Origin of the sequence: Herbiconiux sp. (genome assembly GCF_004297105.1) — a bacterium.
Taxonomy (GTDB): Bacteria; Actinomycetota; Actinomycetes; order Actinomycetales; family Microbacteriaceae; genus Herbiconiux.
In genome coordinates this window covers 57,233-81,265 of the sequence record NZ_SCVE01000001.1, presented here as the reverse complement: position 1 = coordinate 81,265, position 24,033 = coordinate 57,233, and the positions used below count along the sequence as shown (strand labels likewise).

At 69.3% G+C, this 24,033-nt stretch carries 24 protein-coding genes, 1 tRNA gene and 1 other RNA gene; 12 read left to right on the top strand and 14 right to left on the bottom strand.

Features of this window, described 5'->3' with window-relative positions:
* Positions 1–133 precede the first annotated feature (133 nt).
* A tRNA-Ser gene (locus EPO52_RS00370) sits at positions 134–221 on the bottom strand.
* Positions 222–387: 166 nt separating this feature from the next.
* Complete coding sequence (locus tag EPO52_RS00365; protein WP_290800476.1) at positions 388–1,041, bottom strand: SDR family oxidoreductase; 654 nt, start codon at positions 1,039–1,041, stop codon at positions 388–390.
* A 62-nt stretch (positions 1,042–1,103) separates the two neighbouring features.
* On the opposite strand from EPO52_RS00365, the gene ffs reads away from it, so the two are divergent.
* The 5 genes from ffs to EPO52_RS00340 all read left to right on the top strand — a co-directional run bounded on the left by ffs (position 1,104) and on the right by EPO52_RS00340 (position 6,295).
* Positions 1,104–1,200: signal recognition particle sRNA small type (ffs, locus tag EPO52_RS00360), an RNA gene on the top strand.
* Between the two features lie 170 nt (positions 1,201–1,370).
* Complete coding sequence (locus EPO52_RS00355) at positions 1,371–2,018, top strand: hypothetical protein (RefSeq protein ID WP_290800474.1); 648 nt, start codon at positions 1,371–1,373, stop codon at positions 2,016–2,018.
* A gap of 3 nt (positions 2,019–2,021) precedes the next feature.
* Complete coding sequence (locus tag EPO52_RS00350; protein ID WP_290800473.1) at positions 2,022–2,675, top strand: hypothetical protein; 654 nt, start codon at positions 2,022–2,024, stop codon at positions 2,673–2,675.
* A gap of 123 nt (positions 2,676–2,798) precedes the next feature.
* Entirely contained in the window at positions 2,799–5,108 is a 2,310-nt protein-coding gene (gene pta / locus EPO52_RS00345) for a phosphate acetyltransferase (protein WP_290800566.1), read from the top strand.
* On the top strand, positions 5,105–6,295 hold the full coding sequence (locus EPO52_RS00340; RefSeq protein WP_290800471.1) for an acetate kinase: 1,191 nt from the start codon (positions 5,105–5,107) through the stop codon (positions 6,293–6,295). Before pta ends, EPO52_RS00340 begins: the two co-directional genes overlap by 4 nt.
* Here the strand turns inward: EPO52_RS00340 and EPO52_RS17795 are convergent.
* Positions 6,292–7,440: a GNAT family N-acetyltransferase gene (locus EPO52_RS17795; protein ID WP_363339023.1), complete on the bottom strand. Its 1,149-nt coding sequence runs from the start codon at positions 7,438–7,440 to the stop codon at positions 6,292–6,294. The two genes, EPO52_RS00340 and EPO52_RS17795, sit on opposite strands and share 4 nt — an antisense overlap.
* A gap of 84 nt (positions 7,441–7,524) precedes the next feature.
* On the opposite strand from EPO52_RS17795, the gene EPO52_RS00325 reads away from it, so the two are divergent.
* Positions 7,525–7,998: a GNAT family N-acetyltransferase gene (locus EPO52_RS00325; RefSeq protein WP_290800469.1), complete on the top strand. Its 474-nt coding sequence runs from the start codon at positions 7,525–7,527 to the stop codon at positions 7,996–7,998.
* 4 nt (positions 7,999–8,002) lie between these two features.
* Here EPO52_RS00325 and EPO52_RS00320 read toward each other — a convergent pair whose 3' ends face one another.
* The 11 genes from EPO52_RS00320 to EPO52_RS00270 are packed head-to-tail and all read right to left on the bottom strand — an operon-like array spanning position 8,003 to position 17,594.
* Positions 8,003–8,710 (bottom strand): GntR family transcriptional regulator, encoded by a 708-nt coding sequence (locus EPO52_RS00320; RefSeq protein ID WP_290800467.1) that lies wholly within the window; start codon positions 8,708–8,710, stop codon positions 8,003–8,005.
* A 57-nt stretch (positions 8,711–8,767) separates the two neighbouring features.
* Entirely contained in the window at positions 8,768–9,700 is a 933-nt protein-coding gene (locus EPO52_RS00315) for an NAD(P)-dependent oxidoreductase (protein ID WP_290800466.1), read from the bottom strand.
* Positions 9,693–10,100 (bottom strand): 4-carboxymuconolactone decarboxylase, encoded by a 408-nt coding sequence (gene pcaC / locus EPO52_RS00310; RefSeq protein WP_290800464.1) that lies wholly within the window; start codon positions 10,098–10,100, stop codon positions 9,693–9,695. Before pcaC ends, EPO52_RS00315 begins: the two co-directional genes overlap by 8 nt.
* A complete protein-coding gene (locus EPO52_RS00305) occupies positions 10,097–10,531 on the bottom strand; it encodes a cupin domain-containing protein (RefSeq protein ID WP_290800463.1) in 435 nt (144 codons plus the stop codon). The genes pcaC and EPO52_RS00305 overlap by 4 nt, the downstream gene beginning before the upstream one ends.
* The gene (locus EPO52_RS00300; RefSeq protein ID WP_290800461.1) at positions 10,528–11,571 is read right to left on the bottom strand and encodes an NAD(P)-dependent oxidoreductase; all 1,044 of its coding nucleotides are present in this window, start codon (positions 11,569–11,571) and stop codon (positions 10,528–10,530) included. The genes EPO52_RS00305 and EPO52_RS00300 overlap by 4 nt, the downstream gene beginning before the upstream one ends.
* Positions 11,484–12,407 carry an SDR family oxidoreductase gene (locus EPO52_RS00295; RefSeq protein ID WP_290800459.1) on the bottom strand — a complete coding sequence of 308 codons (924 nt, stop codon included), beginning with the start codon at positions 12,405–12,407 and terminating at the stop codon, positions 11,484–11,486. The genes EPO52_RS00300 and EPO52_RS00295 overlap by 88 nt, the downstream gene beginning before the upstream one ends.
* Positions 12,404–13,300, bottom strand: a complete 897-nt coding sequence (locus EPO52_RS00290) for an N-acyl homoserine lactonase family protein (RefSeq protein ID WP_290800458.1) — start codon at positions 13,298–13,300, stop codon at positions 12,404–12,406. The genes EPO52_RS00295 and EPO52_RS00290 overlap by 4 nt, the downstream gene beginning before the upstream one ends.
* A complete protein-coding gene (locus EPO52_RS00285; protein WP_290800457.1) occupies positions 13,293–14,906 on the bottom strand; it encodes a GMC family oxidoreductase in 1,614 nt (537 codons plus the stop codon). The genes EPO52_RS00290 and EPO52_RS00285 overlap by 8 nt, the downstream gene beginning before the upstream one ends.
* A complete protein-coding gene (locus tag EPO52_RS00280; RefSeq protein ID WP_290800455.1) occupies positions 14,903–15,466 on the bottom strand; it encodes a gluconate 2-dehydrogenase subunit 3 family protein in 564 nt (187 codons plus the stop codon). Before EPO52_RS00280 ends, EPO52_RS00285 begins: the two co-directional genes overlap by 4 nt.
* Positions 15,466–15,930 carry a hypothetical protein gene (locus EPO52_RS00275; RefSeq protein WP_290800453.1) on the bottom strand — a complete coding sequence of 155 codons (465 nt, stop codon included), beginning with the start codon at positions 15,928–15,930 and terminating at the stop codon, positions 15,466–15,468. The genes EPO52_RS00280 and EPO52_RS00275 overlap by 1 nt, the downstream gene beginning before the upstream one ends.
* Positions 15,927–17,594, bottom strand: coding sequence for a GMC family oxidoreductase (locus EPO52_RS00270; protein ID WP_290800451.1), 1,668 nt, complete (start codon positions 17,592–17,594; stop codon positions 15,927–15,929). Before EPO52_RS00270 ends, EPO52_RS00275 begins: the two co-directional genes overlap by 4 nt.
* A 164-nt stretch (positions 17,595–17,758) precedes the next feature.
* Here EPO52_RS00270 and EPO52_RS00265 point away from each other — a divergent pair, with 164 nt between their 5' ends.
* The 6 genes from EPO52_RS00265 (at position 17,759) to EPO52_RS00240 (ending at position 24,011) form a co-directional block, all read left to right on the top strand.
* A complete protein-coding gene (locus EPO52_RS00265; RefSeq protein ID WP_290800449.1) occupies positions 17,759–18,208 on the top strand; it encodes a heme-binding protein in 450 nt (149 codons plus the stop codon).
* An 8-nt stretch (positions 18,209–18,216) separates the two neighbouring features.
* On the top strand, positions 18,217–18,963 hold the full coding sequence (locus tag EPO52_RS00260) for an SDR family oxidoreductase (RefSeq protein WP_290800447.1): 747 nt from the start codon (positions 18,217–18,219) through the stop codon (positions 18,961–18,963).
* 273 nt (positions 18,964–19,236) lie between these two features.
* A complete protein-coding gene (locus EPO52_RS00255) occupies positions 19,237–20,373 on the top strand; it encodes a substrate-binding domain-containing protein (RefSeq protein ID WP_290800445.1) in 1,137 nt (378 codons plus the stop codon).
* A gap of 46 nt (positions 20,374–20,419) precedes the next feature.
* Positions 20,420–22,009, top strand: a complete 1,590-nt coding sequence (locus EPO52_RS00250) for a sugar ABC transporter ATP-binding protein (protein ID WP_290800444.1) — start codon at positions 20,420–20,422, stop codon at positions 22,007–22,009.
* Positions 22,006–23,001 (top strand): ABC transporter permease, encoded by a 996-nt coding sequence (locus EPO52_RS00245; RefSeq protein ID WP_290800442.1) that lies wholly within the window; start codon positions 22,006–22,008, stop codon positions 22,999–23,001. The genes EPO52_RS00250 and EPO52_RS00245 overlap by 4 nt, the downstream gene beginning before the upstream one ends.
* Positions 22,998–24,011, top strand: a complete 1,014-nt coding sequence (locus EPO52_RS00240; RefSeq protein WP_290800440.1) for an ABC transporter permease — start codon at positions 22,998–23,000, stop codon at positions 24,009–24,011. Before EPO52_RS00245 ends, EPO52_RS00240 begins: the two co-directional genes overlap by 4 nt.
* The last annotated feature ends 22 nt before the right edge of the window (positions 24,012–24,033 follow it).

Sequence of the window (24,033 nt, the reverse complement as noted above, 5' to 3'; positions counted from 1 at the left end):
ACTTCTGGTTCTGGCGGAGAATGGGGGCTTCGGGCCCCGGTTGGGGGTTTATGCGCGCTCCCACGAAGCGTCTGGCGGAGAATGGGGGATTCGAACCCCGGTTGGGGGTTTGTGCGCGCTCCCACTAAGCGTCTGGCGGAGAATGGGGGATTCGAACCCCCGAGGGCTTGCACCCAACACGCTTTCCAAGCGTGCGCCATAGGCCACTAGGCGAATTCTCCTGGAGCATCACTCCGGCGAGCGGGCGATGACCATGAAGCATCCTACCCGTAACCGGAGGGCCGCGCGCGCCACGTGCACCCGGCTGACGACGGAGGATCGCGGAAACGACGGGCTGAGACTCCGTTGAGCGCCGGTTTCGGCCGCGATCTCCGTCGTCTGGTCGGGCTAGACCGCGCGGAGAGCTTCTGCGATGGGGGTCGACCCCGAGATCGCCTCGAACTGGCGGTGCACAGCCGTGCCGGATGTGAGCAGCTGCGCCACGATCCACGCCACGTCCGCGCGCGGGATGCTGCCCCGCCCCGTCGACTCGGCCAGGGTCACGCGGCCGGTCGCGTCGTCGTCGGTGAGCGCTCCCGGGCGCACGATGGTCCAGTCGAGGTCGGATGCGCGCACCGCCGCATCCGCTTCGCTCTTCGCGCGCAGGTACACCTGGAACACGTCGTCGCTCGACGCATCGAACGAGTCGGCCGCCATCGCGGAGATCAGTATGTAGCGGGTCACCCCTGCCCGCCAGGCGGCATCGGCCAGCAGCACGGCGCCGTCGCGGTCGACGGTGAGCTTGCGCTCGGCGCTCGAACCCGGCCCGGCGCCCGCCGCGAACACCACCGCATCGATCGACTTCGCCGCGAGCTCCCCGGCCAGCGTCTCCGAATCGCTCTGCTCCAGATCGAGCACCAGCGCCTGCCCGCCGGCCGCCTCGATGTCGGCGGCGTGCTCCGGCTTGCGCACGATGCCCCACACCTCGTTGCCGGATGCGCTGAGCAGCTTGGTCGCGAGAAGCGCGATCTGTCCGTGTCCACCTGCGATTGCGATCTTCATGTCTCCAGCTAACGCCTCCAGGCGTCGGGTCTCAACCCCGCCAGGCACTTGCTACACTGGACGTCGGCTCCCCGTGTGGCGCCATCCAGGCCAACTCCCCCAGGACGGAAACGCAGCAAGGGTAACCGGGCTCTGGCGGGTGCGCGGGGAGTCCTTCTCGTTAACTCGGTCTGCGCCTATCGGCCTGCGCCCATCGGTCTGCGCCCATCATTCAGCGCCCATCAGTCAGCGCCTCTCGGTCTGCTCGTGCCGTTTGCTCGTGATCCCGCGCGGTTTGGCCTTAGTCTCTGAAGAGAGCACCGCAGGGGTGCCGTTCAGGGGAGAACAGCATGGGGATTCGCAGCGGATTCGCGCTGGCCGGCGTCGCACTCACGGTGGTGCTCGGCGCATCCGGATGCGTGGGCTCCACGCCCGCACCGACCGTCACCGTCACCGTGACGCCGTCGGCCGGTCCGACCCCCACTCCGACGCCGACCGTCGCACCGACCCCCACGACCGCGGCCTTCTCGGCCGACGACCCCGGCACCTGGATCATCGACGGCGCGGGCATCGGCCCCTTCGTGGTCGGCTCCACTCTCGCCGACATCGAGAGCCAGGTTCCGGCAGCCGTGGAGACCTGCCGGGCCGGCGTCGACACCTACTCGCTCGACGGCCTCGGCCTCACCGCGGTGAGCGGCATCGACGAGTCCGACCCGTCGGCCCCCGTGCAGGTGGTGCGCATGCTGCGCATCGACGGCTACGACCCGTCGGCTCCCCAGCCGCACACCGAGAAGGGCATCTCGCTGGCCTCCAGCGTCGACGAGCTCCTGGCGGCCTATCCCGGCATCGAGCAGTATTCGGGCAAGCAGGGCAATGCCATCTACCGCCTCGCCGAGGGCAGCGAGTACATCCATTTCGAGGGTTCGGATGACGGGGGCCTCTCCATCATCTCGGTCACCGACTCGCAGCAGGTCGGCTTCGAATACTGCGGTGCCTGAGCGATGAGGATCCGACATGCGGTCGTGGCGGCGGTCATCGGCTTGGGCGTGGCTCTCGGTGCAGCCGGCTGCGTGGCCCCGACACCGGCTCCGAGCCCGACCGTTTCAGCTGTGACACCGGTGCCGACGGCACCCGCCCCCACGTCGACGCCTGCTCCGACGCCGACCCCCACGGCCGCCGGCCCCGTCTCCGCGCCCGACGACCCCTCGACCTGGATCATCGACTTCTCGGGCGTCGGCCCGGTGAAGATCGGCGACACGATCGACGAGGTGACCGCATCCATTCCCGTGCAGGGCGAGAGCTGCCGCCCGGGCGTGATCCAGTTCTTCGGCTCGTCGATCGTCGCCCTCGGCGCGGTCGGATCCGACGACCCCACCGGCGGCAGCGCGCCCGTGGTGCTGGCGATGGTCGGCCGGACGACGGATGCGACGCCCGGCTACCCGAGCACCGCCACCGGCATCACGATCGGTTCCACCATCGCGGAGCTGCAGGCCGCCTACCCCGATCTCGAGACGTACCAGAGCTACAGCGGCACTCCGGCCTACCGCGTCACCGACGGCACGACCTGGCTCCATTTCGCCGGCTACGGCACCGACACCGTGGCGTCGATCGCCGTGGCGACCGTCGACCAGACTCCCACGGAGTACTGCGGTTAGCAGGCCTAGGATTGAACACGGACAACCGAAGAGGATTCCGTGTCACCACTCGAAAACACCCCTGTTCCCGCCCCCGCGCCGACCCCTGATCCGGCGGCCGCCGGCCCAGGCGCCGCCGGCCCCGTGAAGAGCGTCTACATCACCTCCGCGGAGGGGCATTCCGGCAAGTCCACGATCGCGCTGGGGGTGCTCGACATCCTCCGCCGCTCGGTGCGGCGCGTGGGGGTGTTCCGCCCCATCGCGCGCTCCGTGACCGCTCGTGACTACGTGATCGAGATGCTGCTCGACCACGTGGGCGGCACCCCGCTCGACTACGAGCAGGCCATCGGCGTGACCTACGACGACGTGCACCTCGACCCCGAGGCGGCGCTCTCGCGCATCCTCGAGCGCTACAAGGCGGTGGAGCGCGACTGCGACGCGGTCGTCATCCTCGGTTCCGACTACACGGATGTCGGCAGCCCCACCGAGCTCAGCTTCAACGCGCGCATCGCCGCGAACCTCGGCGCCCCGGTGCTGCTCGTGCTCGGCGGCCGGAAGGGCCAGGGTTCGGATGAGCTGCTCGGCAACTCGGAACCGCGCTCGGCCGACGAGATGCGGCAGATCACCGAGATCGCCCTCGTGGAGCTGCGCAACGCGCACGCCACCCTGATCGGCATCGTGTCGAACCGGTCGGATCCGGGTCACCTCGAGAAGATCCGCGACGCGATCGGGCTCGCCGCGCGCGATGCCGTGGAGGGGCTCGCCGCCTCGGCGGCCGCACCCGCGGCACCGGCCGCGCCCACGCCCGACGGTGGTGCTCCCACGCCCGATTCTCCCGCGGCGGTCACCTCGTCGATCCCGGTGCAACCCCGCCGCATCCCGGTCTGGGCCCTGCCCGAAGACCGGGTGCTGGTGGCGCCGAGCATGCGCGCAATCGTGGAGTCGATCGGCGGCACGCTCCTCATGGGCGACGAACGCCTGCTCGCCCGCGAGGCACTCGGTGTGGTGGTGGCCGCGATGTCGATGCGCAACGTGCTGCCCCGACTCACCGAGGGCGCCGTCGTGGTGGTGCCCGCCGATCGCGCCGAAGTGCTGCTGGCCGTGCTGATGGCCAACGAGTCGGGCAACTTCCCGTCGCTGGCCGGAATCGTGCTGAACGGCGGGTTCGACCTGCCCGACGCCGTGCTGAAGCTGATCGCGGGACTCGATCCGTCGATCCCGATCGTCACCACCCCGCTCGGCACCTACGAGACAGCGGTGCGCATCACCTCGACCCGGGGGCGCCTCGCCGCCGACTCGACGGTGAAGTACGACAGCGCCCTCAGTCTCTTCGAGCAGTACATCGACGGCACCCAGTTGCTGAAGCTGCTCGACGTGAGCAAGGCCGACGTCGTGACGCCCCTGATGTTCGAGTACGGCCTGCTCGACCGGGCCCGCAGCGCCCAGCGTCACATCGTGCTCCCCGAGGGAGGCGACGACCGCATCTTGCGCGCCGCAGCCACCGTGCTGAAGCGCCAGGTGGCGCGGCTCACGATCCTCGGCGACGACGACGAGGTGCGCAGCCGCGCCCGCGAGCTCGGCCTCGACATCGAGGGCGCAGCCGTCGTCAGCCCCTTCGACCCGGAGCTTCGCCAGCGCTTCGCCGAGGAGTACCAGAAGCTCCGCTCCCATAAGGGCATCTCGTTCGACCTCGCCTTCGACACGGTCTCCGACGTCTCGTACTTCGGCACGATGATGGTGAAGCTCGGCCTCGCCGACGGCATGGTCTCCGGTGCCGCGCACACCACGGCGCACACCATCCGGCCCGCGTTCGAGATCATCAAGACCCGGCCCGATGTCTCGGTGGTGTCGAGTGTGTTCCTCATGGCCCTCGCCGACCGGGTGCTCGTCTACGGCGACTGCGCGGTGGTGCCCGATCCCACGAGCGAGCAGCTGGCCGACATCGCCATCTCCTCCTCGGAGACGGCGGCGCAGTTCGGCATCGACCCCCGCGTGGCGATGCTGTCGTACTCGACCGGATCGTCGGGATCCGGTGCCGACGTCGAGAAGGTGCGTGCCGCCACCGAGCTGGTGCGAGCCGAGCGGCCGTCGCTGCCCGTCGAGGGGCCCATCCAGTACGACGCGGCGACGGATGCCGTGGTCGCCGCGGCCAAGATGCCCGGTTCGAAGGTGGCAGGTCGTGCCACAGTGTTCATCTTCCCGGACTTGAACACGGGCAACAACACCTACAAGGCTGTTCAGCGGAGTGCTGGAGCCGTGGCCATCGGGCCGGTGCTGCAGGGCCTCAACAAGCCCATCAACGACCTCTCCCGGGGAGCCCTTGTGCAGGACATCGTCAACACCATCGCCATCACGGCCATCCAGGCGGCGACGCCGACAGCGCCCGCCGGGCCGGCTGGACCGGCTGGACCGGCTGGACCGTCCTCGTCCTCCACGCCGGAGGGTCGCTCATGAGCTCCATCCTCGTGGTGAACAGCGGTTCCTCGTCGTTCAAGTACCAGCTGATCGACACCGGCACCGAACAGGTGCTGGCATCCGGTCTGGTCGAGCGCATCGGTGAGGAGACGGGCAAGACCCGGCACACCACGCAGGTGGGCTCGTGGACGGCGTCGCCCGCCATCCCCGACCACACGGCCGGATTCGAGGCGATGCTCGCGGCGTTCGAGGAGCACGGGCCGTCGTTCGACACGCATCCGCTCGTGGCCGTCGGGCACCGCGTCGTGCACGGCGGCAAACGGTTCCACGAGGCGACCGTCATCACCGACCTGGTGAAGATCAACATCGAAGACCTGAGCGAGCTGGCGCCGCTGCACAACCCGGCCAATCTCGAGGGCATCGAGGCGGCGCAGAAGGCGTTCCCCGACGTGCCGCAGGTCGCGGTGTTCGACACGGCCTTCCACCAGACGCTGCCCCCGGCGGCCTACACCTACGCCATCGACCGGGCGCTCGCCGAGAAGCAGCGCATCCGCCGGTACGGCTTCCACGGCACCTCGCACAAGTATGTGGCCGGGGCGACGGCCGCCTTCCTCGGCAAGCCGGTCGAGTCGCTGAAGATGATCGTGCTGCACCTCGGCAACGGGGCATCCGTCTGCGCCATCGACGGCGGTCGGTCGGTGGAGACATCGATGGGCATGACGCCGCTCGAGGGACTCGTGATGGGCACGCGCTCCGGCGACATCGACCCGGCGGTGCTGTTCCACCTCAACCGCAAGACGGGCATGGGCTTCGCCGAGCTCGACGAGCTGCTGAACCGCGGCAGCGGGCTGCTCGGGCTCTCGGGGCGAGGCGACATGCGCGATGTGCAGAAGGCCGCCGCAGACGGCGACGAGGCGGCGCTGCTGGCCCTGGAGGTGTACCTGCACCGCATCCGGGGCTATGTGGGTTCGTACTACGCGCAGCTGGGGCATCTCGATGCGATCGTCTTCACGGCGGGCGTGGGCGAGAACAACCCGCTGGTGCGGGCGAGGGCCCTCGAGGGGCTCTCGGAGCTCGGCATCGTGGTCGACCCGGCGCTCAACGAGCGCTCGCTGTCGTCGGCGCGGCGCATCTCGCCGCCCACGGCGCGCGTCGAGGTGCTCGTGGTGCCCACGAACGAGGAGCTGGAGATCGCCCGGCAGTCGCTGGCGGCCGTCGCGGGCTAGGCGTCGGGGATGAGGCGCTTGCCGAAGCTCACGGCGGCATCGGGCGTGTAGCCGAGCGCGCGGTAGAACGCCAGGACGGGCTCGTTGCCCTCACGGATCTGCAGGTTGATCTTGGGGCAGCCGCGGTCGAGCAACTGCTCTTCGACGGCCTGCATGAGCCGGCGGCCGAGTCCTCGGCCCTGCGCGGAGGGGGCGACGGCGAGGTAGTTCACCCAGCCGCGGTGCCCGTCGTAGCCGGCCATCGCGCTGCCGACGATGGTGGGTTCGGATGCCTCGCCCGCGCTGTCGGAGGCGGAGCCCGCGACACCGGGCACGAGGTCGGGCGCGCCTTCCACAACGAGGAAGAGTTCCGGCTGAGTGGTGAGCTTGCGCTCGATGTCGCGGCGCGGATCGTTCCAGGGCCGCGTGAGCCCGCACGCCTGCCAGAGCGCCACGACGGCATCGGCGTCGGCGGCCGCGAAGGGCCGGATGACGTGGTCGCCCGCCATGCGCGCAGGTGAGCCGGTGGTCTCGACTGCCGGTGCGGTGGCCGACGCTGCAGGCGGAGCTGCAGTGGGCGGCGAGCCGAGCGCGTGGGTGAGCGCATCCGTCATCGTGCGGCGCTGGATGTCGGGGGAGTAGCTCTCGCGATCGACCGAGCCGAGGGTGTTGAGGCCCTCGGCCAGGGCAACCAGCGCCACCGACTGCGCGGCCACTCGTGAGTCGGACCAGTCGGGCCGGGCGGCCGCCAGCAGACGCGTCACCCGGGCCAGGAAGCTGCGGTTGCCCGCGGTGTGCCGGGCGGCGAGAGTTGCATCCGCCAGCGACGCTGCGAGGAAGCTCACCCAGACGCGAGCCTCCTCGTCGCTCCGGGCGTCGAGCGAGACGGCGTTCAGGAGCACCGCGAGCAGGGCGTCGGTGGGGGTGGCGGCCTCCGCCTCGGCGGCGTCGGCGCGCACGGCGGTGCGGTCGTAGAGGAGGTCGCGGGCGTGCAGCAGCAGGGCCTCCTTGGAGGGGAAGGCGTGCATCACGAGTCCGGTGGTGCAGCCGGCGCGCTCGGCGACGGCGCGGATGGTGAGCCCGGTGAGACCCGCCTCGGTGAGCACCGACCAGGTGGCTTCGGAGAGCCGTTCCTGCTGGTCGGCGAGATTGCGCTGGCGAGCCATCCGGTACGGTCCTTTCCACGGTGGAGCGAGTTGGAACAGAAGCATAACAAGCGTTACGGTAATACTCGTTACGAAAGGACGCCCATGCCGACCGAAGCCCTTCCCGTCACCATCGGGCGCGAGCCGTTCGACTCGCCCGACGCGGCCACGCTGAGGGCTGCCCAGCGTGCCGAGCTCGATGCCCGCTACGGAAACGACTCGCACGAGCCGGGCCCGGTGCCCACGGCGGACTCGGTGCCGGTGTTCCTGGTGGCCCGCGACGACGCGGGCTCAGCGGTGGGCTGCGGAGGTCTGCGACCACTCGACGGAGGCGGCGCAGAGGTCAAGCGGATGTACGTCGCCCCCCACGCGCGCGGCCGCGGCGTCTCCACCGCGATCCTGCGAGCGATCGAAGACGAGGCGCGGGCGATGGGCCTCGCGCGCCTTGTGCTGGAGACGGGATCCGCCCAGCCCGATGCCATGCGCTTCTACGAGCGCGAGGGGTACACGCGCATCGCGAACTTCGGCCACTATGCCGACTCGGAGCTCTCCCTCTGCTACGCCCGCGACCTGGGATGATCGATCAGGCCTGCTGCTCCGCACGGAGGTGCGCGAGGGCCGTCACCGAGGCGGAGCGGATGTGGATGGCGCAGAGCGCCGAGGCGGCCGGGGCATCCCGCCGGGCGACGGCGTCGACGATGGCGCGCAGCTCCCGCACCACCTCGAGGGGCCGCCCCGATTCGGACAGCGAGGTGGCCCGCAGCACCTGCACGCGGGCCTGGATGCTTTCGAGGAGCTGCTGGAGGGCGGCACTCCGGGCGCCCTCGATGAGGACGACGTAGAACCGGTCTTTGGCGCGCAGCACCTCGCGGATCGCGGTGGTGGCCGTGGTGACCGACTCGAGGTAGTCGACCGCACCCGCGAGCCGCACCACCTGGTCGTCGGTGGCCCGCTCGACGAAGCGCTGCACGACGAGCGACTCGAGGGAGGCGCGCACCTCGTAGAGGTCGACCGCGTCTTCGAGCGAGGGGGCGGTGACGATGGCGCCCTTCTGCGGCACGACGGTGACGAGCCCCTCGGCCGACAGCTCGCGGATCGCCTCGCGGATGGTGGTGCGGGACACCTCCAGGCGCTCCATCAGTTCACGCTCGACGAGGCGCTGACCGGGCTGCAGCGAGAAATCGAGGATGGCCTGACGGATGGAATCCGTCACCTGCTCGCGCAGCGGCGCGGCCACGCGTCCGACGGGTTCGGAGGCCCACGCATCGGACAGCGAATTGGTGGCCATCATGGCGTCCCTTCGTCGGTGCGGCACGGCTGCTCGGTCCCCACCCGAGCACCGCGGTGCTCAGGCATCGGATTCGACCCCCGTGATCGGATTCGGTGCGGCGGAGCCGGAGCGATCATCGGATCCGGCGGCTGCGACCCATCTTGCCACCTCGGTGTGGTCCGCCTTCGCCGGAAGCGCCGATGACGCGGCCGACCACAGGTCGACCGCGTGCGAGCTGAGCGCGTGGGGAGCGCTCGTCGAGTCGGCGAGACCCACGGCGATCTTCATGTCCTTGAGCATGAGTGCGAGCCCGAAGCCCGAGTCGTAGCTGCCCGGCAGAACGAAGTTCGGCCACTTGTTCTCAGTCGATCCGCTTCGGCCGCTCGACGTGTTGAACACCGCGAGCATCACCTCGGGATCGAGACCGAACGCCACGCCGGCCTCCATGGCCTCCGACGTCGCCATGAGATGGGTCGCCGAGAGCAGGTTGTTGAGCGCCTTGATGGCATGTCCCGAGCCCGCCTCGCCGGTGCGGATGGGCCTGCCCAGCTCCGACAGCACGGGCAGCACGGTCTGGAACGCGTCCTCGTCGCCGCCGACCATGATCGTCAGCGTGCCCTTCACCGCGCCGGTCACGCCGCCGGAGACCGGCGCGTCGATGAGCGCCGCACCCGCCTCGCCCAGCGACACCGCGAGCGCGCGGGTGGCCAGCGGCTCCGAGGAGCTCATGTCGACGATGATCCGGCCGCTCACGGCATCCGCCGCGACGAGGTCGTCGACCACGGACTGCACGATCGCCGAGTTCGGCAGCATCAGCACGACGACGGATGCTCCCTCAGCGGCCGCGGCAGCCGTCGGGTAGCCCGTCGCCCCGATGCCGGCCAGTCGCTCGATCGCGTCCGGCGACACGTCGAAGCCGTGCACCTCGAACCCCGCAGCCACGAGCCGCGACACCATCGGGAACCCCATGTTGCCGAGCCCGACGAAGGCGACGACTCCCCGATCAGCCATTCGAGGCACTCTCCTTGAGCTCGCGGAGGACCTTCTCGGCCACCCGGAACGACTCGAGCGCCGCGGGCACTCCGACATAGATCGCAGTCTGGAGCAGCGCCTCCTGGATCTCCTCCTCGGTGACCCCGTTGGTGATCGCGCCGCGCACGTGCACGCCGAGCTCGTGCGGACGGTTGAGAGCGGTGAGCATCGCGATGTTCAGCAGGCTGCGGGTGCGCGGCGGCAGGCCCTCCCGCGTCCAGATCTCACCCCAGCAGTACTCGGTGACGAGCTCCTGAATGGGGCGGGAGAACTCGGTCACGGCTCCGAGACTGCGGTCCACGTGCTCGGCGCCGAGTACCTGGCGGCGCATGGCGAGCCCGGCCTCGTAGGTGTCGGAGTGGGTGGATTCTCGGTTCATCGTTCGTCCGTTTCGTTGAGGCTGGGGTCGCTGCGGGGGCTGTCGTCAGGGCGGGAGGTGTATTCGCTGTCGGTCACTTCGTGGTCCCACTGGGTAGGACCGAGGGAGATCGCGGTGTGGATCATGAAGGAGTCGGGAGCGGCCCCGTGCCAGTGGCGCTCTCCCGGGGGAACCCAGACGGTGTCTCCGGCTCCGAGGGAGACGACAGGGCCGCCTTCGGACTGCACGAGGCCGCGGCCGGCGAGGACCTCGAGGATCTGGCCGTCGGTGTGGCTGTGCCAGAACGTACGGGCGCCGGGGTTGAAGGTGACCGTGTTGATCACGATGCCGTCGGTGGCAGGCATCGTCAGGTAGTTGAACACCTGCCCGGTGAACTGCGACCCGGTCTTGCCGGCCGTGCCCGCTCGTTCGGCTGCCGAGATGTGTCTCATGATGCGCTCCCCGTGTCGCGTGCGTGTTCTGTGGCTTCTGCGTGTTCTGTGTCTTCTGTGTCTTCTGTGTCGTACAGGCGCACTCCGCCCGAGAGGTCGCCGAGCACGTCGACGACGGTGTTGCTGATCTCGGCCGATCGGCCGGTGGCCATGGCCGCCCCGAAACTCGCGAGCGGCCCGGCGGCGTGCACCCCGGCCACGCCGAGTCCGGCGATGAGCTCGGTATAGAGGAGCACGTCCTTCATCATCAGAGCGTTCGAGAGGCCACCCTTGAGGTAGTCGCCGTGAACGATCTTCGGGAAGCGGTTGAGGGTGGCGAAGTTCACGCCCGAGCTCGTGTTGAGCACGCCGAGCAGCGCATCCATGTCGAGTCCGGCGCGGCGGCCCGCCACCATGACCTCCGAGGTGGCCGAGAGAGCCACCGCATTGAGGAAGTTGTTGAGCAGCTTCGTGGTGTGTCCTGCACCCGACGGGCCCATGAAGACGATGTTCGAGGCGAAGTGCGACATCGCCTCGTGCACGGCGTCGAGTGCCGACTGCTCGCCTCCCACCATCAGCGTCAGCGTGCCCTTCTCCGCGGCGGCCGCGCCGCCCGAGATGCCGGCGTCGAGGTAGTGCGCGCCCTTCTCCGCGAGAGCGGCCGCGATCTCGCGCGTCGACTCCGGATTCGCGGTGCTGAGGTCGACGACGATCTGGCCCTCCTTGGCGTGCGCGAGCACGCCGTCGTCGCCGAGCACCACCAACTCCACGATGCGGCTGTCGGGAAGCGACAGGAAGACGATGTCGGCCCGATCCGTCACATCGCCGGCCGAGGTGCCGGCCACAGCCCCTGCCCCCTCGATGTTGCGGGCGTGGGCGTCGTAGCCGATGACCTCGATCCCCTTGCCGGTGATGCAGCGGGTCATCCGCCCGCCCATGTTGCCGAGTCCGATGAACCCGATCACTGGTTCCGTCATCGTGCGGTGCCCTTCTCGTGTGTGCTCTGCGGTGTGCTGCCCTGCGGAGTGCTGCTCTGCGGTATACCGCGCTGCGTGTTCCACTGATCGCCGTACAGCGCCTGATCGACGCGGTCGGTGTTCCAGGCCCCTGCGCCGCCGGAGGGACGCACGGTGTTGACGATGGTCGCCCCGCCGTCGGCGGACACGATCTGCCCCGTCACGTACGAGGCGTCATCCGACAGGAGGAACGCGGCGACCGCGGCGATCTCCTCCGCGGTGCCGGCCCGGCGGAGCGGGGTGGTGGAGGCACGTTGCTCCATGTCGTTCTTGCCCCCCGAGGTCGAGGCGGCGGCCGCGAAAAGGTCGGTCGGCACGATGCCGGGCGCGACACCGTTGACGCGGATGCCCAGTGGCCCGCCGTACATCGCGGCGCCGTGGATGAGACCCACCACGGCGTGCTTAGACGTGACGTAGGGGAGCAGGTCGGCGCTGCCGGTGAGGCTCGCGATCGAGGCGGTCACGACGATCGCCCCGGTGCTGCCCTGATCGCGGTACTGCCGGAACGCCGCGCGCAGGCCCAGGAACTGCCCGCGCACGTTCACGCCCATGACCTTCTCGAAGTCGTCGACCGAGAGGTCGGGCAGGGCGTCGAACCCGCCGAAGATCCCGGCGTTCAGGTGGTGCAGATCGATGCGGCCGAACTCGGCGAGCGCGGCGTCGACGTACGACTGAACCCCGTCCTCGGTCGAGATGTCGGCGTGCACGGCGATCGAGGGGCCGGCCAGACCGGCCGAGACCTGCTCCGCCGTGTCGCCGTTGATGTCGACCACGACGACGGATGCGCCCTCCTCGCTCAGTCGCCGTGCCGAGGCGCGACCGAGTCCGTTCCCGGCTCCCGTGACGACGGCGACCGCGCCCTCGAGTCTCCTGCTGGTCACGAGTGCACTCCTTCTGTTGTGGTGACTGCTGTGGTGGTGTCTTCTGCTGTGGTGGTGTCACCGGGGGTCGCTGTGCCGATGGTGGCCGCGAGCCCTTCGAGGGCGCCGGTGGCGGGCGTGAAGCGGCCGAGGGTGGAGGGGTCGTGCCCCGACACCACGAGGTCGACGGTGCCGTCGGCCTCCCACTGGCGGATGAGCGCGAAACTGTCGTACATCTCCACGAGGTCGCTCACCGAGGTGAACACGATGTCCTGCTCGTACTCCTCGTAGTAGTGCACGGCGTCGGAGGCGAGCAGCACGGTGCCCTCGCTGGTCTCGACGAACAGGATGCACTGCCCGGGCGTGTGCCCGCCGATCTCGAGGAGGCGGATGCCCGGCGCGACGTCGGCCGTGCCGCTGATGAACGTGACGTTGCCGCGGTCGGCCGCCTGGCGCAGGTGCTCGATCTCATCGGCCTCCACGGAGTGCGCGAACAGCGGCTTGTCGGCGTGCGGTCCCGTCCAGAAGTCGAACTCCGTGCGGGACATCGTGATCTGTGCGTCGGGGAAGAGGCTCAGGTTGCCGATGTGGTCGTAGTGGCCGTGGGTGACGATGATGCGCGGCGCGCTGCCCGGCTCGACGCCTGCGAGCCGGAAGGCATCCGCCGGCTCGAGCAGCACCGTGCGGCCGCGGGACTCGCCGCCGTGCCGGGAGAAGCTCGTGTCGACGAGGATGGTCTCCTCCGGGCTGCGGAGCACCCAGAAGAAGTAGTCCATGTCGATCGGGCCGTCGGCCTGGTGGTACAGCGGGTAGTTGAGGTAGACGTCACTGCGCGAGGTGCTGCGCGTGCCCACGCGCACGATCGTGATCTCCCACAGGCCGGGCGCGGTCGCGGCTGGCACGGTCTCAGACATCGAGCGCCTCCCAGATCTTGTCGGCGGCCCGGAGGGCGAGGGCCTGGATGGTGTGGGTGGGATTGACCGCGCCTCCCGTCGAGAAGCTCGAGCCGTCGACCACGTAGAGGTTCGGCACGTCGTGCGCGCGGTTGTCGGCGTTCACGACCGAGTTCGCGGGGTCATCTCCCATGCGCGCGGTACCGAGGAGGTGCCAGCCGAGGATCGAGTCGAAGCCGGTGGTTCGAACGGAGTCGGCGCCGGCAGCGAAGGCGAGCTCGGTGGCCTTGCGCACCCCGTCGGCACCGAGGCGCTTCGAGTTCTCGCTCAGCGTGTAATAGGTGGTGACGCCCGGCAGGCCGAACTCGTCGAGATTGACCTCGTCGAGCTCGATTCGGTTGTGCTCCTCGGGAGCATCGTCGCCGCACACCCAGATGGTGGCCTCGTGGTTGAGGTGGTGCTCGAGGGCCTCGTGGTGGCCCTCGCCCCAGGGCGCAGTGGCGAGAGCGGTGTTGAGCGGGGAGTAGCCGCGCATGGCCACCATGGTGAAGCCGCGCACGTAGTCGTTCCCGGCATCCGTCTCATAGAAGTGGCGCGACGAGACGGTGCCGCCCCACGCGCCGTGGTCGGCGTCGGTGGGCTCGTCGAAGTGGCCGATCACCATGGTCTGCACGTGCGGCATGAAGTTGCGGCCCACCTGGCCGCTGCTGTTGGCGAGACCGTTCGGGAACCGCGGCGACTTCGACATCAGAAGGAGTCGCGGAGTGCCGACGCCGTTGCCGCAGATCACCACGATGCGCGCCCTGACCTGGCGGAGCTCGCCCTCCTCGTCGTAGTAGAGGGCTCCCGTGGCTGCGCCGTCGTCATCGACGGTGACCTCGCGCACGCGGGCGTTCGTGCGCAGGTGGGCACCGGCGGCGAGCGCCTCGGGCCAGTAGGTGTTGGAGGGGAGCGCGAGAGCGCCGCTCGGGCAGCCGAACGCGCAGAAGCCGCGGTTGACGCAGGCGGGCCGGCCCTTGTAGTCCTCGGAGAGCAGGGCCTGACTCTGCGCCCACCAGTACCAGCCGAGCTTGTCGAAGCCGTCGATCCAGCGGTCGCCCTGTCGGCCGATCGGGATGGGGGGCAGCGGTACCGATGGCCGGCCGGGCTGCACCGGGTCGCCGCCGGCGCCCGACATGCCCATCATCTGCTCGTTGATCTCGTAGTAGGGAACGAGGTCGTCGTAGTCGATCGGCCAGTCGACTCCGAAGTCGTCGATGGTCTTCGCCTTGAAGTCGGATGGCTCGAACCGCCAGAAGTGGGCGCCGTAGCCGATCGCGCTCCCGCCGACCGCGGAGTACATGTACACGTCGACCGGGTTCTCGCCGAGGTTCGTGACGGGGTAGTCGGCCGGGCCTCGGCGCTTGCCGGGGCTCGGGTTCCAGTAGTGTCGCCCGCGCACCTCCCAGTCGGCGTGGTTCTTGGGGATCTGGTCTTGGGGAACCCAGTCGCCCTGCTCGAGGCACACCACGTCGAGGCCCCGGCGAGCAAGGCTCCACACCACGGCGGCTCCGGCCGCGCCGGCACCGATGACGAGAACGTCGGCGACGGGGGACTCGAGGGGGATCTGAGTGCTCGCGTCGGTCATGCGTTCACGCTCCTGAAGTGGTCGGGTCGGGTGCTGATGGTCGAGAGGCGCTCGACGGGGAACGGTTTCATCGGCTTGCCGACGACGGTGTTGTGCACGTCGAAGCCCGTGCGGCTCTTGACGACCTCCTGCACGCTCGGGGCGCGGTAGTACGCCTCATAGGTCAGTTCGAAGATCATCGAGAAGGCCTCGGGAGCGCCGGTGGTCTCGAGCTCGGTGAGGAGCGCGACCTGCTGCGCGGTCTCGAGTTCGCGGAACGGCGACCCGTGGGCGGATCGCGCTGCCGCATCCGCCGCGTCGATGCCGCCGAGCAGCACAGGGCGGAGGGTCGGGGCCTTGCGCACGATCGCGTCGATGTAGGCCACGGTGTCGAGTTCGCAGGCCGAGGGCCAGTGGGCGTTGCCCGGGATGAGGCGCGACACCCACGCCGACAGCGTGGCCGCCCGTGTCTCATCGAGAACGGTCAGCGGCCCGGTCTCGTCGAGGTCGACGAACGTGCGTCCCATCAGGGGCGCATAGGGATTGGCGGCGGATGCCCCGTCGCGGTGGTCGAAGGCCATCAGGAGTCCTCTCGGGGGGTCGGGCGATAGATGGGGCCGCGCGCGCTCACGGGCGCCACGAGACCATCGAGGTCGTCGTCGAAGCGGATCGGGATCACCGACCGCTTCTGGTAGCCCACGAGCCGGGCCACATCGGGGTTGAGGAAGTAGGCGGCGGTCACGGCATCCGCGAGAGCGCGCAGCCCCGGCAGGCCCCGGTCGGAGAGCTCCTCGAATGTGCCCGGCAGGGGCGGTTTGATCTGGCGGAGACCGGTGCGCACCGCGTGCAGCAGATCGGGCCGCACACCGAACACCCGGTCGATGAACTCGCTGTGCACCCGCGCATCGGAGGCGCTGGGCATGCCGGAGGAGCGGGTGATGAAGAGGTCGGCGACGGAGGCGAGCTTCGCTCTCTCGTCGTCACTTAGGGGCACATCACTCAGGGGCACGTCGCCCAGGGGAGCGGGCAGGGCCGGTGCGTTCACAGGGCCACCGCCTGGCTGCGGCGCGCGGTGACGGCGTGCTCCACGGCTCGCAGCGAGAACGCGGCGATGGTGGGCGTCGGATTCATTCCGGACGACGTGGGCCAGGTGCTGCCGTCGACGATCATCAGGTTGGGCACGTCGTGGGCTCGCCCCCATCCGTCGACCACCGACGACGAGGGGTCGTCGCCCATGGTCGCGGTGCCGAGGATGTGCCAGCCGGTCTCGCGGATCATCGGCGCGACGATGGTCTCCTTGGCGCCGGCGGCCCGCAACGATTCGCCGGCGCGCTCCACATTGAAGGCCAGCAGGTCTTTCGTGTTCGTCGAGGTCTCGTAGATCATCTTCACCCCGGGCAGCCCCGACCGGTCGCGCGTCGAGTGGTCGAGCTCCACCCGGTTGTGCTCCTCGGGCAGGTCTTCGGCCACGATGCCCCAGGCGAGCGAGTGGCCGAGGCGGTCGCGCACGGTGTCGTGGAAGGCGTCGCCCCAGATGGCGGCGCCGCCCCACGGGAAGGCGGCCGACATGGCCTGCGGGCCGCCGGTGGGCGTCACGTTCCATTTCGCGCCGCGCAGGAAGCCGCGCTCGCGCACGGTCTCGTAGAACTCGAGCGAGTAGATCGGCTGCCCCCACACGCTCTTCCACGGGTCGAGCTGCTCGTCGAAGACGCCGACGACGGTGGCGAACGGATGCATCATCAACCGCTTGCCCACGAGCCCCGAGCCATTGGCGAGCCCGTTCGGGAAGCGCCTGCTCGTCGACAGCTGCAGCAGTCGAGGTGTGCCGAGTCCGTTCGCGGCGAGCACCACCAGATCGCCCTCCTGGCGATGGGTGACGCCGTCGTCGTCGATGTAGACGACCGCGGTGGCGAGGCCCCGCGCATCCGTCTCGATCTCCTGCGCGGTGGCGCGGGTGATGAGCCGAACGCCCTGCTTCAGAAGATCGGGCCAGTGGGTGACATCCGGTGACCCCTTGGCCTTGTTGATGCAGCCCCACATGCAGGCGCCGCGCTGCACGCAGGCCCCCTGGTTGCGGTAGTCCTCGGTGGCGATGGCGTTGCTGCCCGGCCACCAGTGCCAGCCGAGGCGGTTGTGCGCCTCGGCCATCATGCGGCCGGCCGCGCCGATGGGTGCCGGCTTCATCGGGTAGGCGTCGATGTCGGGGAACGCGGGGTCGCCCGGGTGGCCCGAGACGCCGAAGTCGCGCTCGATGCGCTCGTAGTACGGCGCGAGGTCTTCATAGCTGAGGGGCCAGTCATCCGCCACGCCGTCGAGGCTGCGCACGCGGAAGTCGGAGGGCATGAGCCGCATCCAGATGCCCGCGTACATCACGGCGCTGCCGCCGACGCCGTTCCAGATCAGGGGTTCGACGTCGGATGCGGTGGTGTCGATCGGGTAGTCGCTGAACGACCGCCGCACCGAGGGCTGCGGGTTCCACTGCTTGCCCGCGCTGAGCTCGAGGAATTCGTCGGCGACGTGCGACTGCGTGTAGTCGGGCCAGTCGCCCTGCTCGATGCAGACCACGGTGTACCCGGCTTCGACGAATCGACGCGCCGCGACGGCTCCGGCCGGCCCTGCCCCGACGATGACCACGTCGGCCTTGTCGCCGGCCTTGCCACCGGCCTTGTCGCCGGGATGCGACGGGCTGCGGAGAGGGGAATGCTGCATCTGATGAACACCTTCGTTCGACGATCGATTCTGGGAAGACGCGAGAAAAGTCTGGCTGGACGCGATCGTCTTCTGTACGATCGTATGACGAAAGTCAGTCACAGGTCAACGGCAGCGACGCCCTCTCCGGATGCACGCTCGCGTTGCCACGAGAAAGGACGACGATGACGTCGAATGACATCCCCGCGGCGCGCATGGCCCGCGTGCTCGGCTACGAGGAGGCTCGCCTGCTGCTCGACGCGGCACTCGAGCGGGCGACCGGGATCGGGGTTCCCGCGAGTGTCGCGATCCTCGATGCGAGCCGGGAGATCGTGGCGTTCGGGCGTCAGGACCGGGCTCCGGTGCTCACGGGGGAGGTGGCCACGGCGAAGGCCTACACCGCCGCATCCCTCCGCCAGCCGTCGGGAGACCTGGCCGAGGCGACCTCGCCCGGCGGGCCGTTCGCCGGGCTCGCCCACGGGTCGGTGCGCGGGCTCATCACCTTCGCGGGCGGCTTTCCGCTGATCGTCGACGGCGAGGTCGCGGGTGCGGTCGGCGCCAGCGGCGGATCGCTCGACGAAGACGTCGCCATCGCGCAAGCCGCCGTCGACCTGTTCGAGGGATGGAACCGATGAGCGGCCGGATGCAGGGACGCCATGTCGTCATCACCGGAGCCGCCGCGAACATCGGCGCCGCCGCCGCGGAGCTGTTCGCGGCCGAGGGTGCCGATGTCGTGATCGGCGACATCGATCCGGCCGCCGCGTCGACCGCCGAGCGGATCGTCGCCGCCGGCGGACGCGCCTGGTTCGTGCAGACCGACGTGTCGAACGGGGAGGCCATGCAGAACCTGTTCCGCACAGCCGTCGAGCACATGGGCGGCATCGATGTCATCGCGAACAACGCCGGGGTGCAGCGCTCGTCGCCGATCACCGAGATGGCCGAGTCGGACTGGGATCTGCACATGTCGGTGAATGCCCGCTCGTGCTTCCTGGCGGCGAAGTACGGCGTGCCGTACCTGCGGGAGAGTGATTCGCCGGCCATCGTCAACATGGCATCCGTGGGTGGCTTCAAGGCGCCGGCGGGCCTCGCGGGCTATTCGGCCTCGAAGGGCGCGATCATCGCCTTCACGCGAACGCTCGCCTCCGAGCTCGGGCCCGAGGGCATCCGCGTGAACTGCATCGCCCCCGGATGGGTCGACACGCCCTTCAATGACCCCATCGTGTCGCACATGGGCGGCCGGGCGGCCCAGGATGCAGCCGTGCGTGCGGCCGTGCCGCTGCAGCGCCAAGGCCGCGCCGACGAGATCGCGGAGGCCTTCGTGTTCCTCGCCTCCGACGCGTCGTCGTTCATGACCGGTCACGCCCTGGTGGTCGACGGAGGGGCGTCGTGAACTCGGCCCAGAACGTGGCTCATAACCCGGCTCAGAACCGATCTCGGGGAGGGAGTTGCGCCGGATCGGACTCGCGTATACGGTGGTCCCGTCGGTTGTACGACAATCCTACAATGAGGCTCAGCTACGTGACACGGATGTCTTCGTCGTCGACCTCCTGACCCGATTCCCACTTCGACCGCGAGTCGATCCCCGCCCGCGGTGGGAAGGGTGTCCCTGGGGCTCCGGCCCGAACCAGCAGTCATAGTTCCACTCAATGAGGAGAAACGAAACATGATGAATCCACTTCGCTCCGGCCTCCGCCGGTCACTCGCCATCGGCGCGATGATCGTCGCATCCGCCGCGGTCCTCTCCGGCTGCGCCGGTGCGGGAACCGACCCCGGCGCCACCGATGGCGGCGCCGCCGGTGGTGACAAGCCGATCAAGATCGCCCTCAGCAACTACTTCAACGGCAACATCTGGCGCAAGCAGATGGAGGCCAGCTTCGAGGCCACCGCGAAGGCCAACCCCGACAAGGTGAGCGACTTCAAGGTGGTGAACTCGGATGGCTCGGCTCCTCAGCAGGCCCAGCAGATCCAGTCGCTCGTGCTCGAGGGCTACGACGCCATCATCATCGACGCCGCCTCACCGACCGCGCTGAACGGCGCGATCCAGGAGGCGTGCGACGCCGGCGTCACCGTCGTCGTGTTCGACTCGCTCGCCACCGCCGACTGCGCCTACAAGGTCGCGTTCGACTACGAGACCTACGGCGCACTCGAGGCCCAGTTCATGGCCGACCAGCTCGGCGGCAAGGGCAACATCCTGTTCGTCCGCGGCATCGCCGGCATCACCGTCGATGACGACATCTACCGCGGCGCGACGTCGGTTCTCGCGAAGTACCCCGACATGAAGATCGTCGGCGAGGTCTACGGCGAATTCACCGAGTCGACCGCGCAGCAGGAGGTGGCGAAGATCCTCCCCTCACTGCCCACGATCGACGGCGTGCTCACCGAGGGCAACGACGGCGGTGGAACGCTCGACGCCTTCCTGCAGGCCGGCACCTCGCCCGTGCCGCTCGTGATCCAGGGCAACTCGGGTCAGGGCCTCCAGGGCTGGGTGAAGGTCGCTCAGGAGAACCCCGACTACAAGACCATGTCGATCTCGTCGCAGCCGAGCATCTCCTCGACCGCCCTGTGGCTGTCGTGGATGCTGATCAACAACCAGGACGACGCGGCCAACCTGCCCGACAAGACCGTCTACGCCCCGCTCCTGATCATCCCCGAGGAGAACCGGGACGCCTGGGCCTCGGCGCTCGAGTACACGCAGATCGCCGAGAACCCCACCACGCTCGACCAGGCCCAGTCCTACGTGAAGGCGGCGATCGACGGCGACCCCGTGCTGCAGGACTCGCCGCTGCCGCCGACCAACTGACCTCGGTCGGCTGAACGGTCACGAAGGCACGCGGAGAGAGGGCACCATGCCAGACGAATCAACACAGGACACCCTGGTCGTCCAGGGCGTCAGCAAGCGGTTCGGCTCGACCCTGGCGGTGGACGATGCGTCGTTCACCGTCGGGCGGGGCGAGCTCATCGGAATCGCCGGCCACAACGGAGCGGGCAAGAGCACGATCCTCAAGGTGGTCAACGGCACCATCGCGGGCGATTCCGGCACTGTGACGATCGGTGGCACGCCCCGCTCCGCAACCGATGCGGTGGCGCACCCCGAGCATCTCGGGGTGCGCACCGTGTACCAGGAGCTGTCGCTCTGCGCGAGCCTCCGGGTCGACGAGACGGCGGCGATCTTCGACCATGCGGCCAAGGGCCTCTCCTGGCGCTCGAAGGCCTGGCGGAGTCTGCGCGCGGTGCTCGACGAGATGTTCCCGGGCCACGGCATCCGCCAGGACGCGACGATCCACGAACTCTCGATCGCCCGCCGCCAGATGATCGAGTGCGCGAGCAGCTTCATCGAGAGCACGACTCCTCCACGGCTCGTCATCCTCGACGAGCCCACCTCGTCGCTCGACGCCTCCGCGACCGCCAGCTTCTACGCCTACCTGGAGAAACGCGCGGCCGACGGCGTCTCGGTCATCATCACCACGCACCGTCTGCAGGAGATGATCGACCACCTCTCGCGCATCTACGTGATGCGCGACGGCCGGGTGCTCAGCGAGCAGGATGCCGCCACGGCCACCAAGGACTCGATCGTGGCCGCCATGGGTCTCGCGGCGCACGAGAGCGAGCGGCCCGTGCCCGAGGCGGCTGATGGCCTCCCGGTGAGCACCATCGATGCGCCACCGGTCACCGACGGCGAGGTCGTCGTGCGCCTGGAGCAGCAGTCGGCTGACGGGAACACCGCGGACTTCGAGATCCGGAAGGGCGAGATCATCGGCTTCGCCGGACTCGAGGGCCACGGTCAGCTGCTCGCCCTCGAGGCGGTCTACCGCGCTTCGGCCCGCCGCTCCGGCGGGCACCGGTCGCCGAAGCGCACCACCCACCACTCGGTCTCCGTGGTCGGTGACTCCGCCTACGTCAGCGGCGACCGCGGTGTGCGCGGCATCTTCCCGCTGTGGGACGTGGCCGCCAACATCAGCTTCTCGAGTCTCGGCAAGCTCACGGCGGCCGGCCTCATCAAGCCCCGCAGCGAGGGCGCCCTGGTGAACGAGTGGTACTCGCGTCTCGGCATCAAGGGCAGCCCCACCGATCCGATCACGAGCCTCAGCGGCGGCACGCAGCAGAAGGCACTGATGGCGCGGGCCATGGCGGTGGGCTCCGACATCCTTCTGCTCGAAGACCCCACCCGAGGCGTCGACCAGGCCACCAAGAGCGAGGTCTACGACCTGCTCCGCCGCCAGGCCGCAGAGGGCCAGACCATCGTCTGGTACTCCACGGAGAACGAGGAGCTGCGCAACTGCGACCGCGTCTTCGTCTTCCGGGTGGGCACGATCGTGGCCACCCTCACCGGGACCGAGGCCACGGAGGACGCCGTCATCGCGCTGTCGTTCGGCGGCCAGGACGCCGAGCTTCTCGATGGAGCCGGTCCCCTCGATGCAGAGGAGTCGGTTCGATGACGACCACCCCACCGATCACGCGGGAGCGGAGCACCGCACCGACGGCGCGCGAACGCCTCAGCGGCCTGTTTGGTCCCTGGTTCCTGCCGAGCGTCGCCGCCCTCATCATCTTCGGCATCATGGTGGCGCTGCGGCCTCTCGTGGCCTCACCGACGGGACTCAACCTCGTTCTCGCGCCGCTCATCCCCTTGGTCTTCGCGGTGCTGGCCCAGATGTTCGTGATCGCCGCGGGCGACATCGACCTCGGGATCGGCTCGTTCATCGGGCTCGCCAACGTCGTGATCGCGGTGATCCTGCCGAGTAACCCCGCGGCGGGCATCCTGTTCCTCGTGGTGATGGTGGCCGCGTACGCCGCGATGGGGGTGCTGATCGCGGTGCGAGGTCTTCCCTCCATCGTCGTGACCCTCGGCATGTCGTTCGTGTGGCTGGGCATCGCCATCCTGATCCTGCCGACGCCCGGAGGAGTGGTGCCCGAAGGCATCGTGAGCTTCGTGCGATTCAACCCGCCGGTGGTGCCGGGCGTGATCATCGTGCTGACCATCGTCACGGTCGTCACGGCGCTGTTCCTGCATCGCAGCAAGTACGGTGCGGTGCTGCGGGGCTCCGGCTCGAACGCGGAGGGGGTTCGCCGCGCCGGATGGTCGGTCATCAGGGCCAAGGTGAGCCTCTACGTGCTCGCCGCGATCTTCGGGCTGCTGTCGGGCCTCTACCTGAGCGGCCAGACGGGCGGAGGCGACCCGTACATCGCCCAGAGCTACGTGCTGCTGAGCATCGCGGGCGTGATCGTCGGCGGAGGCAGCTTCAAGGGCGGCGAGGTGTCGGTGGTCGGCGCGGTAGCCGGTGGTCTCGTGGTGGGCCTGATCGGCTCGCTCCTGCAGTTCATCGGTGTGCAGTCGAGCTTCCAGGCCGCTGCACAGGGCCTCGTGCTCGTGCTCGTGCTGGTGCTGCGTGCGCTCGTCAATTGGATCCGGAAGGTGCGGAGGACGCTGTGACCGATCTCGATACCCGGCTGAAGACCTCGCCGGCCGAATCCACGAAACCGGGCAGGCCCACACTCGGAGCCGCAGTCCTCACCGTGCTGAAGCATCCCGCCACTCCCGCCTTCATCGGCATGATCGCCATCTGGCTCGCCATCGGCATCATCGCCGGCCGCGGACTCGTGGAGACCATCAGCGCGGGCATCATCATCGCCACCTTCCTCGTGATCGTGGGCATCGGCCAGCTCTTCGTCATCACCGTCGGCAACGGCGGCATCGACCTCTCCGTGTCGTACGTGATGACGCTGAGCGCGTTCCTCGCCTGCCAGATCATGGCCGGTGAGAACTCGAACATCGTGGCCGGCATCCTGGTGGCCGTCGTCGCCGGCCTCGCCGCCGGCGCGGTGAGCGCGGTGCTGATCGAATTCGTGGGGATGCCGCCTCTCGTCGGTACTCTGGCGGTGGGCTTCGGCCTGCAGACCATCACGCTCGTCTATTCGGGCAGCGTGGTCGGGGTCGCGGCTCCGGCGCTCTCGCAGTTCACCACCGCGCAGATCGGGCCCATCCCGATCTTCGGCATCGTGGGTGTGGTGATCGCGGTGGCGTTCGCCATCATCCTGAAGCGCACCAGCTACGGCCGGCGCGTGGAGGCCGTGGGGCAGAAGCCGGTGGCGGCGAGCTTCGCGAATGCTCGGCCTGCTCTCATCCGGGCGTCGGCGTACGTGCTGTCGGGCGGGATGGCCGGTCTCGCCGGTGTGCTGCTCGCGGCCTACAGCGGCGGGCCGTCACTGGGGCTCGGCTCGAGCTATCAGCTGGCGTCGATCGCCGTGGTGGTGCTCGGCGGTTCGCTGATCGCCGGCGGGCGCGGCATCATCTCCGGGCTCTGGGCCGGGGCGGTGCTGCTCACGCTGCTCACCACGCTCGCGAACATCACGCGGCTGAGCGGCGGATGGCAGTTCATCATCCAGGGCGCCCTGATCGTGATCGTGCTGGCTCTCGCGCGCAACCCGATGGCCCGGCGATAGCGTGGACTACTTCTCTCCCGTA

Bases quoted from the DNA above. Each gene is read 5' to 3' on its own strand.
- EPO52_RS00365 (WP_290800476.1), bottom strand. From the start codon at position 1,041: ATGAAGATCGCAATCGCAGGTGGACACGGACAGATCGCGCTTCTCGCG.
- EPO52_RS00355 (WP_290800474.1), top strand. From the start codon at position 1,371: ATGGGGATTCGCAGCGGATTCGCGCTGGCCGGCGTCGCACTCACGGTG.
- EPO52_RS00350 (WP_290800473.1), top strand. From the start codon at position 2,022: ATGAGGATCCGACATGCGGTCGTGGCGGCGGTCATCGGCTTGGGCGTG.
- EPO52_RS00340 (WP_290800471.1), top strand. From the start codon at position 5,105: ATGAGCTCCATCCTCGTGGTGAACAGCGGTTCCTCGTCGTTCAAGTAC.
- EPO52_RS17795 (WP_363339023.1), bottom strand. From the start codon at position 7,440: ATGGCTCGCCAGCGCAATCTCGCCGACCAGCAGGAACGGCTCTCCGAA.
- EPO52_RS00325 (WP_290800469.1), top strand. From the start codon at position 7,525: ATGCCGACCGAAGCCCTTCCCGTCACCATCGGGCGCGAGCCGTTCGAC.
- EPO52_RS00320 (WP_290800467.1), bottom strand. From the start codon at position 8,710: ATGATGGCCACCAATTCGCTGTCCGATGCGTGGGCCTCCGAACCCGTC.
- EPO52_RS00315 (WP_290800466.1), bottom strand. From the start codon at position 9,700: ATGGCTGATCGGGGAGTCGTCGCCTTCGTCGGGCTCGGCAACATGGGG.
- pcaC (WP_290800464.1), bottom strand. From the start codon at position 10,100: ATGAACCGAGAATCCACCCACTCCGACACCTACGAGGCCGGGCTCGCC.
- EPO52_RS00305 (WP_290800463.1), bottom strand. From the start codon at position 10,531: ATGAGACACATCTCGGCAGCCGAACGAGCGGGCACGGCCGGCAAGACC.
- EPO52_RS00290 (WP_290800458.1), bottom strand. From the start codon at position 13,300: ATGTCTGAGACCGTGCCAGCCGCGACCGCGCCCGGCCTGTGGGAGATC.
- EPO52_RS00285 (WP_290800457.1), bottom strand. From the start codon at position 14,906: ATGACCGACGCGAGCACTCAGATCCCCCTCGAGTCCCCCGTCGCCGAC.
- EPO52_RS00280 (WP_290800455.1), bottom strand. From the start codon at position 15,466: ATGGCCTTCGACCACCGCGACGGGGCATCCGCCGCCAATCCCTATGCG.
- EPO52_RS00270 (WP_290800451.1), bottom strand. From the start codon at position 17,594: ATGCAGCATTCCCCTCTCCGCAGCCCGTCGCATCCCGGCGACAAGGCC.
- EPO52_RS00265 (WP_290800449.1), top strand. From the start codon at position 17,759: ATGACGTCGAATGACATCCCCGCGGCGCGCATGGCCCGCGTGCTCGGC.
- EPO52_RS00260 (WP_290800447.1), top strand. From the start codon at position 18,217: ATGCAGGGACGCCATGTCGTCATCACCGGAGCCGCCGCGAACATCGGC.
- EPO52_RS00255 (WP_290800445.1), top strand. From the start codon at position 19,237: ATGATGAATCCACTTCGCTCCGGCCTCCGCCGGTCACTCGCCATCGGC.
- EPO52_RS00250 (WP_290800444.1), top strand. From the start codon at position 20,420: ATGCCAGACGAATCAACACAGGACACCCTGGTCGTCCAGGGCGTCAGC.
- EPO52_RS00245 (WP_290800442.1), top strand. From the start codon at position 22,006: ATGACGACCACCCCACCGATCACGCGGGAGCGGAGCACCGCACCGACG.